The sequence below is a fragment of the Nocardia jiangxiensis NBRC 101359 genome (genome assembly GCF_000308615.1).
GTDB classification, from domain to species: Bacteria; Actinomycetota; Actinomycetes; order Mycobacteriales; family Mycobacteriaceae; genus Nocardia; species Nocardia jiangxiensis.
Window position 1 is genome coordinate 26,969 of the sequence record NZ_BAGB01000006.1, and the last position, 14,287, is coordinate 41,255.

Here is a 14,287-nt window from a genome sequence, read left to right on the forward strand (position 1 = left end):
GCGCAAGGGTTCAGGGGGCTACCGGGAGGGTGCCCCGAAACCTGAATTTTTCCCAGGCCGTCACATTGCGTCGATGTTGCTCGCCCGGTTCGCTCGCGTCGGCGTATGCACTGGTAGTCGTCATAGTTCCGGTCGGAAACAACTGGCAGCCGGGCGCACCGCGATGCGCGCGACTGCGCCGCCGCGCCGGTCGGCGGTTTTGCGACAGTGATCACAGCGCAGCCGGAAATACCGAGCTACGAGGCGTATGCGGAGAATGCGTTCCGCATCATTCGGCCGATGACGGATCGCCCGGATGCCACGCGGATGCTCGCGGCGTGTGTTCGACTCTCGCCGACGCCCGTTCCGGCCGGAACGCCTTCTCGATGACGGCTGTCCGGTTTGCTGGGGACGCCCGGGGTGAGCGGATCCGAAAGCAGATGTGATTCATCGCCGCGCGGACGAGCCCATAGCTGTCGCCATGTCCAGGGTGATTCGGGCAACTCCGATACTCCGGCGCGGGCCGATCGCGGCGTAGCATGTCTCGGCGGCAGTCGCCTCCGCGGACTCGAATGAAGGAGCTCATTGTGGGACAGGTCAGCGCATCCAGTTCGATCGTCGTTCCGGCAGATCCGCAGCGCACGCTCGACGCGATCGCGGATTACGAGACGGTCCGCCCGCGCATCCTGACCTCGAACTACCACGACTACAAGGTGATCGAGGGCGGTAAGGGCGCCGGAACCGTCGTCGACTGGACCCTGCAGGCCACTCAGAAGCGTTCGCGCAAAGTGCACGCCACGATCTCGGTCTCCGATTCCATCGTGACCGAACGGGATTCGAATTCCACCATGGTGACGACCTGGACCGTGACGCCCTCGGGCTCGGGCTCGCTGGTCACCGTTCGCACGAGCTGGAAGGGCGCGGGCGGAGTCCCCGGATTCTTCGAGGGCATCTTCGCGCCGTTGGGGCTCAAGAAGATCCAGGCCCAGGTGCTGGAGAACCTCGAGCGTGAGCTGGGATAGGAGCCCGCTCGCCTACGGGTAGGTGAGTACGAAGGTCAGCAGCAGCGTGGTCTGGAAATGCCCGCGCCACCACGAATAGCCGAACCACACGTTCGGAGTGACCTCGCGGATCTCGTCCAGGATCTGCGGGGTGATGGACGGGCCGTAGTCCAGGAGCCAGGCCGGGCGCTTGTCGGTGATGGCGGGCCCGGAATAGACGTTGGCGGGCCAGCCGGGGATGTTCGCGCCGGTGATGCGGTTCATCAGGGTGCCGCCGTCGGGGCCGGTGTCGAACGTCTTGCCGATCCAGAACGGCGGCGCGACGACCTGCATGAACTGCGGACTGGTCACCCAGCCGTTGGTGACGCCGTGGGGTGCGTCGCCGCGCTCGGCGGCGGCGAAGATCTGCACCTGCTGCTCGATCGAACAGCTGTTACGCAGCGAATCCACCGTCGCCGCAGGGTTGTTCGGATAGAGCACGCAGGCGCCGCCGAAGCTGGTGTCGGCCTGCGCGTCGGGCGCCGCGACCGTCACCGGGACCACGGTCATCACCGCGAGCAGGCCCGCCGGGGCCAGGAACTGTGCGAGGGACTTACGCCAACGCTCACCGGTCATCCTCATCGCAACCTCCACCCGTACAACCGATCATCTCGATGGTAAGTGGCCGACACCATGCCGGTAGGGCGGTAGACCGAACCGTGACTACGCTGGAGCCCACTTACTCCCGCAGAGAGGACAACCTCGTGCAACCCGGTGAACAGGTAGATATGCAGGCGTTGCTCGCGCAGGCGCAGCAGATGCAGCAGGCCGTGATGGCCGCCCAGGAGGAGATCGCCGCGGCCGAGGTGCCCGGTGAGGCCGGTGGCGGTCTGGTCAAGGTGACGATCAAGGCGACCGGTGAGGTGACCTCGCTGCAGATCGATCCGAAGGTCGTGGACCCCGAGGACGTGGAGACGTTGCAGGATCTGCTCGTCGGCGCGCTCAATACGGCGATGGCCAACGCGCAGCAACTGGCCGCGGAGAAGTTGGGCCCGCTGGCCGGCGGGATGGGCGGCGGCGGCATTCCCGGCCTGCCCTTCTGACGGGGGACGGCGCAGGTGTACGAGGGTCCGGTTCAGGATCTGATCGACGAGTTGGGCAAACTGCCCGGCGTCGGTCCGAAGAGCGCGCAGCGCATAGCCTTTCATCTGCTCTCGGTCGAGCCGCCGGAGATCGACCGGTTGCAGGCCGCACTGCAGAAAGTGCGCGACGGGGTGCGGTTCTGCTCGATCTGCGGGACCGTCTCCGATGGGGAGACGTGCCGCATCTGCGCCGATCCGCGTCGCGACCGCACCATGATCTGTGTGGTCGAGGAGCCCAAGGACGTTCAGGCGATCGAGCGCACCCGTGAGTTCCGCGGTCGGTACCACGTGCTCGGGGGTGCGCTGGATCCGCTGTCCGGAATCGGACCCGATCAGCTGCGCATTCGGGAACTGTTGTCGCGCATCGGAAATCAGGTCGACGGTGTGGATGTCACCGAGGTGATCATCGCCACCGATCCCAATACCGAGGGTGAGGCGACGGCCACCTACCTGGTGCGGATGATGCGCGATTTCCCGGGTCTGTCGGTGACCCGGCTGGCCTCGGGCCTGCCCATGGGCGGCGATCTGGAATTCGCCGACGAGCTGACTCTCGGCCGCGCCCTGTCCGGGCGACGCGCGCTCTGAGGCCGGGGCATCGTCCGGCACCGGATCACGTAGCGTCACCGAGGTGAGCTACGACCACATTCTGTTGCCGTCCGGCGCCGCGGCCTCGCCCGCCGAGGCCGACGCCTATCTGACCGCCCAGCAGGGCAGGCCGGAATCCGACGTGGCGGCGCAGATCGCCGCCGAGGTGAATCGGCGCAACGAGGAACTGCCCGAACAGGACAGTTTCCTGAGCGTCGCGCCGATCGACGCGCACGGCGGCGCACTGCACGTGGCGAGTCCGTACGACGCGATCGGGCACGTGCGCGCACTGCTGTTCGAACTGGCCACTCCGCACGATTACGCGGTGTACGACCCGCAACTGGCCTGGTTGATCGATCCGGCCGGGCACATCCCGGTGACCGTCACCCACGGCGGCGCGGGCGAGTTCCCCTATCTCACTGAATCACTTGTGCACCAATGGATTCCGGGACTGTCCGAGCCGGGCCCCTACCTCATCGTGGAACGCGAGCCCGAGGTCTACATTCAAACCTTCCGTGACGACCAGGACAGCTACATCCTGGAGTATCGCGACGGTTCCCCCGACAAGCATTTCGGCACCCACCTGACCGGAGCCGATCGCGTCGCGGACCTCATCTGGGACTGGACCGTCGGCGACCGGACCCGACTCGAGGCGCTCGCCTGGGACAAGGTCGACCTCTGAGATTTGCGCGCTGGCGCAACAGGATTCAGCAGTCGCAGCAGCTTTCTCCGCAGCAATCGCAGCCCTCGCATGCGCAGCAGCAGCACTCTTCCTCGCAGCGGCAGCATTCGCAGCAGATGACGCCCTCGCAGAAGGGCAGGCAGAAGCCGCTGCGGCGGCGGGGCGGGGGACCGTAGCCGTAGCCGGGCGGGGGATAGCCGCCGTAACCCTGTGGGGGATAACCGTATCCGGGCGGAGGCGGTCCGTATCCGCCGCGACGCCAGCGCCGGTTGACGACCCTGTGGTCGGTCCGGTGATCGACGCGGCAGCTCTCGTGGCCGGAATGTCCGAACGTGCGGCGGATCGAGCGGCCCAATTCCTTGGTCAGCAGGCGATGGACCAGTCGTCCGTCGGTGAATTCGACTTCGGCCAGCGCCAATTCGATGCCGAGCAGGGCATCGGTGCACAGCCGGTGCGTCTCCTGTGCGGGAGTTCCGGTGGCCGCCAAGGGATTCCATTTGCCGTGCGCGAGATCCTCGTGCAGATCCTCCACGGCGTCGACCAGATGCGCGACGCGGCCGAACAACCGGCCTGCCTCGGTGAGCGCCGCCTCGTTTCCGGGACGTCCGGCCAGCAGCGCGGTGTGCCCGAACGCCGCGGCGGTGGCGGCCTCGGTCGGCTCGGTGAGTTCGAGCAGGGTGGTCTGCGGTCCGGCGGCCGATTCGACGGCGATCTGTCGATCCACCGCCTCCAGCAGGACCGCGGTGTCGAAGCCCAGGCCCGCACCGGTTTCCGCACCCTGTCGCGCCCAGCGCTGGGCGATCCGGCGCGCCGCCGGACGGATGCCCGCGGTCCCCGCGACGCCGTCACCGTCCTCGACGTGATCGCGCACCTTCGCTGCGGCCAGGACCAGGGAGACGGTCGCGGCCAGCCGCACACTGTCACCGGTGGCGACATCCGCGGTGCGCATGGCGCGCAGCGGGCAGGGCCCGGCCGATCGCCTGGTGGTGGCCGGGGCCTGCGCGTCGACCAGCGCGGAAATGATCAGACCGTCGTAGTTGGTGGCCATGCGAGCGGCTTGGCCATGGTCGTCGCGCAATGCCAGGCACAGCCCGCACAACTGTGCCATCCACGCCGAACTCAACTCTTCGCCCAACCGGTGCCTACACGGGCGGATGATGCCGAACACGCCTCGACGGTAATCGAACCGACCCCGGTGCGCGCTGTCGTTTCGCTGTGAATTCCCTAAGGGCACTACATTTTCGGCGAAACTGCAGATCGGCGGGTCACGGCCCTCGCCTCGGGGTCGGTGGCGGTGCGGGTTCGCTGTGTAATGTCGCAGGTACTCAGCCTGGAGGTGCTTATGACGACGTCCGCGGAACCGGGCACGGTGGATATCAATCGCTACGATCCCGAGCGTCGGCGCTGGCTGGCCGAAGCGATAGCCAAGGTTCGGGCCGATGCGCGGAGGTCGTCCGATACGCATCTGCTGCGGGTGCCGTTGCCCGCGCTGCCCGGGGTGGATCTGTATCTGAAGGACGAGTCCACCCATCCGACCGGATCGCTGAAACATCGGCTGGCGCGGTCGCTGTTCCTGCACGCGCTGTGCAGTGGTTGGGTGCGCCCGGATCGGCCGGTGATCGAGGCGTCCAGCGGGTCGACCGCGGTGTCCGAGGCGTACTTCGCGCGGCTGATCGGGGTGCCGTTCATCGCTGTGATGGCCCGCGGGACCAGTCGGGAAAAGGTGCGGCTGATTGAATTCCATGGTGGCACTTGTCATTTCGTGGACAGTGCGAATGCGGTCTACGAGGTCGCGGCGCGGCTGGCCCGCGAGCGCGGCGGGCACTACATGGACCAGTTCACCTATGCCGAGCGCGCCACCGACTGGCGCGGCAACAACAACATCGCCGAATCCATCTTCGATCAGATGGCTCAGGAACGTTTCCCGGATCCGGCCTGGGTGGTCGCGACCGCGGGCACCGGCGGCACCTCGGCGACGATCGCCCGCTACATCCGCTACACCGGCCGCTCGACCGGCCTGTGCGTGGCCGATCCGGACAACTCGGCCTTCTTCCCGGGCTGGCGCGACGACGACGCCGAGGTCACCACGGAGATCTGCTCGCGCATCGAGGGCATCGGCCGCCAGCGCGTGGAACCCAGTTTCGTCGCCTCGGCCATCGACCGGATGATCCACGTCCCCGACGCCGCCGCCATCGCCGCGATCCACGTGCTCGAGGAGGTGATCGGCCGCAAGGCCGGCGCGTCCACCGGAACCGGCCTGTGGGCGGCGTTCCACATCATGTCCGAGCTGGCGCGCGAGGGCCGGGAGGGCAGCGTCGTCGGCCTGATCTGCGACCCCGGCGACCGCTACATCGACAAGTACTACAACCCCGACTGGCTCGTGGCCCAGGACATCGATATCGAGCCTTACCAGGCACGATTACGGAATTTTCTGACCACGGGTGAGTTGTCGACCCGACCGGTACCGCCAACAAGTCCGACCTGAGCGCAGGAGCGAAGCGGGGGAGCGGAGGGAGGGGAGAATCGGCCCTCGGGGGCCCCGGCCCCGCCGGAGCGGAGCGGAGGCCATATATACTGGCCCACATCATGCAGCGGGCACTCCTCCTCGGCCGCCGCGACGGGGTCTGACACGGACCGGCTCCCGTCGCGGGGTTCAGCTGTGCCGGTCGACCCATTTCCCTGGGATACACCAACCCACACTTCACGGAGAATTGCATGCCATCCGCTGACGCCTTCGTAGCGCGCACCATCACCGCGCCGTCCAAGCCCGCCCCGGCCGACCAGCCCGCGTGGAACGTACAGAAGAACTCCTCGATGCCGACCTTCCGGTATCGCCCCTTCGCCGAGGAGGTCGAGCAGATCACGCTGCCCGACCGCACCTGGCCGAACAAGGTCATCGACCGCGCGCCCGGCTGGTGCGCGGTGGACCTGCGCGACGGCAACCAGGCGCTCATCGATCCGATGAGCCCGGCCCGCAAGCGCCGGATGTTCGATCTGCTGGTGCGGATGGGTTACAAGGAGATCGAGGTCGGCTTCCCGTCGGCCAGCCAGACCGATTTCGATTTCGTCCGGGAGATCATCGAGGAGAACGCGATCCCCGACGACGTCAGCATCCAGGTGCTGACCCAGTGCCGTCCCGAGCTGATCGAGCGCACCTTCACCGCGTGCCGCGGCGCGGCCAACGTGATCGTGCACTTCTACAACTCGACCTCGATCCTGCAGCGCAAGGTGGTCTTCCGGGCCGACCGCGCGGCCGTGCAGAAGATCGCCACCGACGCGGCCACGCTGTGCAAGCAGATCGAGCAGAACTACCCGGACACCAACTGGCGGTACGAGTACAGCCCGGAGTCCTACACCGGCACCGAGCTGGAGTACGCCAAGCAGGTGTGCGACGCGGTCTCGGAGATCATCGCGCCCACCCCCGACAAGCCGCTGATCGTCAACCTGCCCGCGACCGTGGAGATGGCGACGCCGAACGTCTACGCCGACTCCATCGAGTGGATGAGCCGCAATCTGGCCCGTCGCGAGTCGATCGTGCTGTCCCTGCACCCGCACAACGACCGCGGCACCGGCGTGGCCGCCGCCGAGCTGGGGTATATGGCCGGTGCGGATCGCATCGAGGGCTGCCTGTTCGGCAACGGTGAGCGCACCGGCAACGTCTGCCTGGTCACGCTGGGGATGAACATGTTCTCCCGTGGCGTCGACCCGCAGATCGACTTCTCCAGCATCGATGAGATCCGTCGCACGGTCGAGTACTGCAATCAGCTGCCGGTGCACGAGCGTCATCCGTACGGCGGCGATCTGGTGTACACCGCGTTCTCGGGTAGCCATCAGGACGCGATCAACAAGGGTCTGGACGCGATGAAGGCCACCGCCGACGCGGCCGGTTCGGATGTCGCGGACATCACCTGGGAGGTGCCGTACCTGCCGATCGACCCGAAGGACGTCGGGCGCACCTACGAGGCCGTGATCCGGGTCAACTCGCAGTCCGGCAAGGGCGGTGTGGCCTACATCATGAAGACCGATCACGGGCTGGCGCTGCCGCGGCGGCTGCAGATCGAGTTCTCCCAGGCGATCCAGAAGATCACCGACGGCGAGGGCGGCGAGGTCAGCCCGAAGGAGATGTGGGACGTCTTCGCCGAGGAGTACCTGAACCCGATCCTGCCGCTGGAGCGGATGCGGCAGAAGGTCACCGCCGCCGAGACCGACACCGGGACCGATGCCATCTCCGCGGTGGTCAAGGTGGACGGCGTCGAACAGGAGATCGCCGGCACGGGCAACGGTCCGCTCGCGGCGTTCGTCGACGCGCTGGCCACGATCGGTTACGACGTGCGGGTGCTGGACTACTCCGAGCACGCCATGTCCTCCGGTGACGACGCACAGGCCGCGGCGTATGTCGAATGCGCGATCGGGGATTCGGTGAGCTGGGGCGTCGGCATCGCGACCTCCATCACCACGGCCTCGCTGCGGGCGGTCGTCTCGGCGGTCAACCGGTCGCGTCGCGAGCGGAAGTAGTTCGCGCGGAACCGCGTGTCGGGCACCGGTTCCGGCGCGTCGCGGTAGTTGTCGTACGGGGAGTTGTCCACATGTGGACAACTCCCCGTCGCATGAGGTGTCACCTGCTCTGTGGCACTACGAGCATCCGGACAGCGTGCTAGCGTTGAACAGCATCAGCGCCGAGCTCACTGCTCGAAAACTCCCGAGCAGATGGGGGATACGTGACGACCAACGACAACTCGAACTCACCGGCTTGGCTGCAAGGCCAAGGCACGGATACAGCCACCGAGCAGGACGACCCGAAAACGGCAGCGGCGCACGAGGACGCGAAGGCGGACGAGGACGCCGTGAGCGCCGATACCGGATCCGAGCCGGGCGACCACGATTCGGCACCTGACCAGGAGCAGGCGTCGGGGATCTTCCCGCCCGTGCCGGATTCCATGGACGAACAGCCACCTTTCCCGCCGGGCCCGCAGCCCGGTCCGGACGGGCAGTTCGCTCCGGAGCAGAACTTCGGAGCCGAGCCGCACCAGTTCGTTCCCGGGCCGCCGTTCGGCCAGGAACAGCAGGGCCCGTTCGCCCCTCCGGGTGCGCCGCCGCAGATGGGTGGGTTCCCCCCGCCGCAAATGCAGTACGGCCCACCGGGAGCCGGGCAGTTCCCGCCCGATCCCGGTTTCCCGCCGCCGGGCAACTTCTCGGCACCCGAACACGGCGGTCCGTTCGCGCCGCCCGGCGGTCCGGGCGAGCCGACCTCGTTCGCGCCGCCGAACTTCGGCGTGCCGCAGCAACAGCCGTTCCCCGAGACGCCGCCGCACAATTTCACCGAGCCGCCCGCGCCGAATTACGGTGAGGTGCGCCAGGAAACGCCGTACGGCGAGGTCCGGCAGGAAATCGGCAGCGACGGCATGGTCCGGCGGACGTTCGACGAGGAGCCGCAAGGGCCCGAACAGTCTCCCGCGGGTCATGATCCGGCGCAGTTCACTCAGGAGCCGCACAGCTGGGCGCCGCCACCGCCGCCGCAGCCGCAGATGTATCAGCCGCCGCAGCCGCAACATCCGCAGCCGCCGCAACAACAGCAGCCGCAGAACGCAGGTTGGCAGAACGGTCCGCTGAGTCAGCCGAATCATCCTGTGCAGCAACAGCATCAGCCGCCGCAGCAGGGATTCCAGCCGCAGCCGATGCCGCAGCTCGGTCAGCTGGGTCCGGGCGGTCAGTCGGTCAACGATCTGAATCTGCTCAAGCGGGCCCGGCGTTCACCGCGCGGTGGCTGGCGTCGTGCGGTGCACAAGATGTCCGGCGGTGCGATCAATCCGGGTGAGTCCTCGGCGGACGTGCTGCTCCGCGAGATGACCGAGCGGGTGAATCAGCCGGTGCGCGGCGACTATCGGATCGCGATCCTGTCGCTGAAGGGTGGCGTCGGCAAGACCACGACAACGGTCGGCCTCGGCTCCACTTTCGCCTCCGTGCGCGGTGACCGCGTCATCGCCATCGATGCCAACCCGGACCTCGGCACGCTGGCCCATCGGGTGCCGCGGCAGACGCGGTCCACGGTGCGCAACCTGCTGGAGGATCAGCGCATCAGCCGCTACTCGGATGTGCGGGCGCACACCTCCCAGGCGCCGAGCCGCCTGGAAGTGCTCGCCAGTGAACAGGATCCGGCCGTCTCGGAGGCGTTCAGCGAGGCGGACTACCGGCGCGCGATCAACATCCTGCAGCAGTTCTACAACATCATCCTGACCGACTGCGGTACGGGTCTGATGCATTCGGCGATGTCCGGTGTACTGGACATGGCCAGCTCGCTGATCCTGGTGACCTCCCCGGCCATCGACGGTGCGCGCAGCGCCTCGGCCACGCTCGACTGGCTCGAGCACCACGGCTACAACAAGCTGGTGGAGCGAACCGTGGTGGTGGTCAACGCCTCTCGCCGCGGCGCCTCCACGGTCGACCTCGACCAGCTGCGCAAACTGTTCCTGGACCGCACCCGCGCGGTACAGGTGGTGCCGTTCGACGACCACCTCGCCGAGGGCGCGGAGATCGATCTGGAACTCGTCAGCAAACCGACCCGGATTGCACTGCTCGAACTGGCCGCCATGGTCGCCGATGATTTCGCGTACAACATCCCGACCCCCGCGTTCCAGCCCGTCCAATCGCACTACCCGGGCCCGCAGAACCCCCCGTACCCCGAGAACCCTCCGTACTCCGGCCCCCAAACCGGGCAGTACGGCATCCCGGACCAGTACGGTCGCGACCCGTACGGCCGCTAGTTCCGCTCTGCGGCACCGCATCTCGCCCGACCGGGACGAGTTGCGGTGCCGCACAAGCGGATACGCCCGGAGTGCTGGTGACCGGTGGTGTCGCACTCAATGGGGTGCAGCGTCTTCGTCGGCGTGCGCAGGCGTCACAGTCGCAGGGATTGTCCGCGGATTGATAGCAGCGACCACTTCGTCTGCGGCAGTGCGGAAGGCGGCGAGGACGGCGGCTATGGCCGGGCGGCGGGCAGCGTGCGGGCGGGTGGCCAGGTCGTACATGCGACCGGCTCGGACGCCGGAGAGGCGCAGGACCGCCAGGCCGGGGTGACGGACGGAGTACCGGGGCATCAGGGCTACGCCGTGGCCTGTTGCGACGAGTTCTTCGATGACTCTGAAGTCGTTGAGGCGCTGGGCAATTCGCGGTTGAACGCCGGTGACGGTGGCGATCGTGCGCAGTACGTCGTCGACGGGGAAGCCGCCGCGTTCGCTCAGCCAGGTCTCCTCGGCGAGTTCCTCGGCGGTGACCGATTCTCGATCGGCCAGGTGATGGCCGGGGGCCACGACGATATCGATCGGCTCGCGCAGCAGCGCCTCGGCGTGCACCCGCGGTCCGGCGACCGACGGTGCGTGCTCGTCGCGATTGGTCAGCACCACGTCGTAGTCGGCGAGCAGGCGCGGGACCTCGAACGGTGGCACGTCCTCATCGCTGGCGGCGATGTCCACGCGGCTGTCCGCGAGCACGGTGAGCACCCGCGGCAGCAGCAGCGCGGCCCCGGACGGGAACATCGACACCCGCACCCGGCCATGTGACGCGCCCCGGTACAGCGCCATCTCGGCGGCGGCGCGGTCCATCGCCGCCAGCACCTCGTCGGCGCGCACGACCAGCGCATGTCCGGCATCGGTCAGCCGCACCCGCCGCCCGTCTGGCTCCAGCAGCGGCACACCGGCCTCTCTGGCGAGCACCTTCAACTGCTGTGAGACCGCCGAGGGCGTCATCGACAGCGCCGCGGCGACGCCCGCGACCGTGCCGCGGTCGGCGAGTTCGCGCAGGATGCGCAATCGGTCGACGGACAGCGGCACCGGATTCGGCATAGGTAAGTTCTACTACATTATCCATGCATAAATATTCGATTGTTCTTATTCTTTGACCTTCGCATGCTTGACGATGTGACTAACCGTGATCGTCTGCTCGGCCTGGCCGTCGTCTTGTTGTGGGGATTGAATTTCCTGGCTCTGCACATCGGGGTGGAACATTTTCCGCCGCTGTTCTTCGCCGGGCTGCGGTTCGTCGTCATCGCCGTCGCGGTCGTGGTGCTGGTGCCGCGCCCGCGGGTGCCGCTGCGCTGGCTGCTGCTGTACGGCCTGGGCTTCGGGGTGGCGCAGTACGCCTTCCTGTTCATCGCGATGCGGGCGGGTATGCCGACCGGGCTGGCCTCGCTGGTGGCGCAGTCCTCCGCGCCGTTCACGGTGCTGCTGGGAGCGCTGTTCCTGCGCGAAAGGCTCAGGGCCACACAGATTCTCGGTCTGGTGACGGCGGTTCTCGGGATGGCGCTGATCGGCTGGGACCGGGCGCGGCACGCGGCCCTGCTGCCGGTGCTGCTGACTTTGGCCTCCGGTTTGGGGTGGGCGTTCGGCAATATCGGTTCCCGCTTGGCCGTCGCGGGCGGGAAGTCCGGCGAGAAGGTCGACCCGTTGCACCTGAGCCTGTGGATGGCGGTGATCCCGCCGATCCCGCTGTTCGCCCTGTCCTTCCTGACCGAAGGTCCGGCCGCGGCCGCGCACGCCCTGCTGGCAGCGTTCTCGGCTACCGGCTGGCCCGCGCTGGCAGCCCTCGCCTACACGGTCCTGCTCGCCACGGTGGTCGCCACGGGACTGTGGACCTATCTCATGAGCCGCTATCCCGCGGGCGTGGTGGCCCCGCTGTCGTTGATGGTTCCGGTGGTGGGCATCACCTCCTCGTGGATTTTCCTCGGCGAACGTCCCACGGTGTTGTCGCTGGTCGGCGGCGTGATCGTGATAGCCGGCGCGTTCGCGGTGACCTCGGGTGGCCGGGCACGCGCCACCGCGTCGCACACCGTGGCCGAGACGAGCGGGACCGATGCCGCGCAGGCTCTCCGCGAGCGCCAGGCCCGAGCCGCGGAGCCGGTGCCCGAGGATGTGCGCGCCGCCGGCTGACGCGTCCGCCGCGCACGATGTGAGCGAAATCTCGGCAATCGGGGTCGTGATCGGCGATGTTCCGCCCGTGCACGCACGAAGCGGTGTGACCGCTTACAGTGTTGCGCGGCGTGGAGGTCCGGAACGATGGTTGAGCAGTACGGGAAGGTTTCGCGGAGATCGGTTCTTCGTGGGACGGCCCTGGCAGGTGCGTTGACGGCGAGTGCGCTGAGTGTGCGGGCGGTTCCCGCGGCGGCGGCGACCGGGCGGCGGGTCGCGGTGTTCGGTGGCGGGGTGGCCGGTATGACGGCGGCGCACGAACTGGCCGAGCGAGGCTTCGAGGTCACCGTGTACGAGCCGCGGGCGTTGGGCGGTAAGGCGCGCAGTATCGCGGTACCCGGCAGCGCGCGGGGCGGGCGTCCGGATCTGCCCGGGGAACACGGATTCCGGTTCTTTCCCGGCTTCTATCACCACATCCCGGATACCATGCGGCGAATTCCGTTCGCGGGCAACGCGAATGGCGTCTGGGACAATCTCGTCGCGGCGTCCGAGGCGCGTTTCTCGCGCAGCGGCGGACCGGACACCATCGTGCCGATGGGACTCGGCAAGTCGTGGTCGAATCCGGACGATTTCCGACAGAGCCTGTCCTCGGTGATCGCCACCTCGGCGAAGCTGCCGATGAGTGACGCGGCGTATTTCGCCGAACGGCTGCTGGTCTTCATGACCAGCAGTGACGCTCGGCGGACCGGGCAGTGGGAGAACATGGCCTGGCGTGATTTCATTGGTGCGCAGCGACATTCGCCGGAATTTCGAGTGCTGATGTCTCGTACGCTGACAACGCTGCTGGTGGCGGCCAAGGATGATCACGCCAGTACGCGCACGATCGGCTCGATGGGCGAGCAGTTCCTGGGCAACCCACTCCAGATCGGCAACGACGGCCCGCTGGATCGGCTGCTGAACGGGCCGACCTCGCAGGTCTGGATCGAGCCGTGGACGCGGCGGCTGGGTGAGCTCGGGGTCCGGTTCGTGACCGCGCGGTTGCGTCGGCTCGAGGTGCGTGATCGCCGGATCTCCGGTGCTCGGGTGGCCGATCCGGCCGGACGCGAAAGTGCCGTCGAGGCAGATCATTTCGTGATGGCGGTGCCCGCCGACGTGGCCCGGCAGTTCTGGACGCCCGATATCCTCGCGGTGCAACCGGAGTTGGCGGCGATGGACCGGCTGGTGGTCGACTGGATGTCCGGAATCCAGTTCTATCTGCGACGTCCGTCGCGGATCGCCCGCGGTCACGTCGCCTACGTCGACTCACCGTGGTCGCTGACCTCCATCGCGCAGAACCAATTCTGGTCGCGCACACCGCTTTCCGGTTACGGCGACGGAACCGTCCAGGACTGCCTGTCGGTGGACGTCTCGAATTGGAACACGCCCGGAATCCTGTACGGCAAACCGGCCCGCGAGTGCAGCCACGAGGAGGTCGCCCGGGAGGTCTGGGCGCAGATCCAGGCGCATCTGGGTGGTAAGTCGGCGCTGCCCGATGCCGATCTGCATTCGTGGTTCCTGGACTCCGGCGTCACGTGGGACGCTGCGCGCCAACACAATACGAATGCCGACCCGCTGCTGATCAATACCGTCGGCTCCTGGTCCGCTCGCCCGCAACCACACGGCGCGCTGGAGAACCTGTTCCTCGCGGGCGATTACGTGCGCACCACGATCGACCTGGCCACCATGGAGGGCGCCTGCGAATCCGCGCGCCGAGCCGTGAACGCCCTCCTGGACACCGTCGGCTCGAATACCCCGCGCTGCAAGCTCTTTCCGCTCTATCGAGCCCCCGAACTCGAACCGTTCCGCCGAATGGATGCCGTCCGCTACGCCGCGGGACAACCGAACGCCTTCGACACACCGACCTGATCCGGTGTATCCGATGTCGGACACACCCTTTGCTTGCCGGATCCGGGACGCAATCAGAGTGTTCGGCCTGACGCGGGCGGCGATTCTGCCACCGTTACAGGGCATCGTCCGTCG

The 14,287-nt window shown here is 67.6% G+C and carries 12 protein-coding genes; 9 read left to right on the forward strand and 3 right to left on the reverse strand.

What is annotated here, in order from left to right:
* Positions 1-566 precede the first annotated feature (566 nt).
* A complete protein-coding gene (locus tag ON40_RS01620; protein WP_040817808.1) occupies positions 567-1,001 on the forward strand; it encodes an SRPBCC family protein in 435 nt (144 codons plus the stop codon).
* A gap of 12 nt (positions 1,002-1,013) precedes the next feature.
* Here the strand turns inward: ON40_RS01620 and ON40_RS01625 are convergent, their stop codons facing one another.
* Complete coding sequence (locus ON40_RS01625) at positions 1,014-1,601, reverse strand: hypothetical protein (protein ID WP_040817627.1); 588 nt, start codon at positions 1,599-1,601, stop codon at positions 1,014-1,016.
* A 122-nt stretch (positions 1,602-1,723) separates the two neighbouring features.
* Here ON40_RS01625 and ON40_RS01630 point away from each other — a divergent pair, with 122 nt between their 5' ends.
* From ON40_RS01630 to ON40_RS01640, 3 genes are read left to right on the forward strand one after another with little or no spacing between them, the layout of a single operon-like run.
* Entirely contained in the window at positions 1,724-2,062 is a 339-nt protein-coding gene (locus ON40_RS01630) for a YbaB/EbfC family nucleoid-associated protein (protein WP_083895339.1), read from the forward strand.
* Positions 2,063-2,077: 15 nt separating this feature from the next.
* Positions 2,078-2,686 carry a recombination mediator RecR gene (gene recR, locus ON40_RS01635; RefSeq protein WP_040817631.1) on the forward strand — a complete coding sequence of 203 codons (609 nt, stop codon included), beginning with the start codon at positions 2,078-2,080 and terminating at the stop codon, positions 2,684-2,686.
* A 43-nt stretch (positions 2,687-2,729) separates the two neighbouring features.
* On the forward strand, positions 2,730-3,368 hold the full coding sequence (locus ON40_RS01640) for a hypothetical protein (RefSeq protein WP_040817633.1): 639 nt from the start codon (positions 2,730-2,732) through the stop codon (positions 3,366-3,368).
* Between the two features lie 25 nt (positions 3,369-3,393).
* Here the strand turns inward: ON40_RS01640 and ON40_RS01645 are convergent, their stop codons facing one another.
* The gene (locus ON40_RS01645; protein WP_051192535.1) at positions 3,394-4,536 is read right to left on the reverse strand and encodes a DUF5685 family protein; all 1,143 of its coding nucleotides are present in this window, start codon (positions 4,534-4,536) and stop codon (positions 3,394-3,396) included.
* Positions 4,537-4,710: 174 nt separating this feature from the next.
* On the opposite strand from ON40_RS01645, the gene ON40_RS01650 reads away from it, so the two are divergent.
* The 3 genes from ON40_RS01650 to ON40_RS01660 all read left to right on the forward strand — a co-directional run bounded on the left by ON40_RS01650 (position 4,711) and on the right by ON40_RS01660 (position 10,129).
* The gene (locus ON40_RS01650) at positions 4,711-5,853 is read left to right on the forward strand and encodes a PLP-dependent cysteine synthase family protein (protein WP_040817812.1); all 1,143 of its coding nucleotides are present in this window, start codon (positions 4,711-4,713) and stop codon (positions 5,851-5,853) included.
* A gap of 230 nt (positions 5,854-6,083) precedes the next feature.
* Complete coding sequence (gene leuA, locus ON40_RS01655; protein WP_040817634.1) at positions 6,084-7,883, forward strand: 2-isopropylmalate synthase; 1,800 nt, start codon at positions 6,084-6,086, stop codon at positions 7,881-7,883.
* Positions 7,884-8,491: 608 nt separating this feature from the next.
* Positions 8,492-10,129: a MinD/ParA family ATP-binding protein gene (locus tag ON40_RS01660; protein WP_444543718.1), complete on the forward strand. Its 1,638-nt coding sequence runs from the start codon at positions 8,492-8,494 to the stop codon at positions 10,127-10,129.
* Positions 10,130-10,225: 96 nt separating this feature from the next.
* On the opposite strand, the gene ON40_RS01665 is transcribed toward ON40_RS01660, so the two are convergent.
* Positions 10,226-11,188, reverse strand: a complete 963-nt coding sequence (locus tag ON40_RS01665; RefSeq protein ID WP_051192561.1) for a LysR family transcriptional regulator — start codon at positions 11,186-11,188, stop codon at positions 10,226-10,228.
* A 93-nt stretch (positions 11,189-11,281) separates the two neighbouring features.
* Here ON40_RS01665 and ON40_RS01670 point away from each other — a divergent pair, with 93 nt between their 5' ends.
* Both ON40_RS01670 and ON40_RS01675 read left to right on the forward strand, forming a co-directional pair.
* On the forward strand, positions 11,282-12,289 hold the full coding sequence (locus tag ON40_RS01670; protein ID WP_083895348.1) for an EamA family transporter: 1,008 nt from the start codon (positions 11,282-11,284) through the stop codon (positions 12,287-12,289).
* A 126-nt stretch (positions 12,290-12,415) separates the two neighbouring features.
* Positions 12,416-14,173, forward strand: coding sequence for a hydroxysqualene dehydroxylase (locus ON40_RS01675; RefSeq protein WP_040817638.1), 1,758 nt, complete (start codon positions 12,416-12,418; stop codon positions 14,171-14,173).
* Positions 14,174-14,287 lie beyond the last annotated feature (114 nt).

Excerpts from the sequence above, each read along its gene's own strand:
- ON40_RS01660 (WP_444543718.1), top strand. The coding sequence starts at position 8,492 with ATGCAGTACGGCCCACCGGGAGCCGGGCAGTTCCCGCCCGATCCCGGT.
- ON40_RS01650 (WP_040817812.1), top strand. The coding sequence starts at position 4,711 with ATGACGACGTCCGCGGAACCGGGCACGGTGGATATCAATCGCTACGAT.
- ON40_RS01675 (WP_040817638.1), top strand. The coding sequence starts at position 12,416 with ATGGTTGAGCAGTACGGGAAGGTTTCGCGGAGATCGGTTCTTCGTGGG.
- ON40_RS01625 (WP_040817627.1), bottom strand. The coding sequence starts at position 1,601 with ATGAGGATGACCGGTGAGCGTTGGCGTAAGTCCCTCGCACAGTTCCTG.
- leuA (WP_040817634.1), top strand. The coding sequence starts at position 6,084 with ATGCCATCCGCTGACGCCTTCGTAGCGCGCACCATCACCGCGCCGTCC.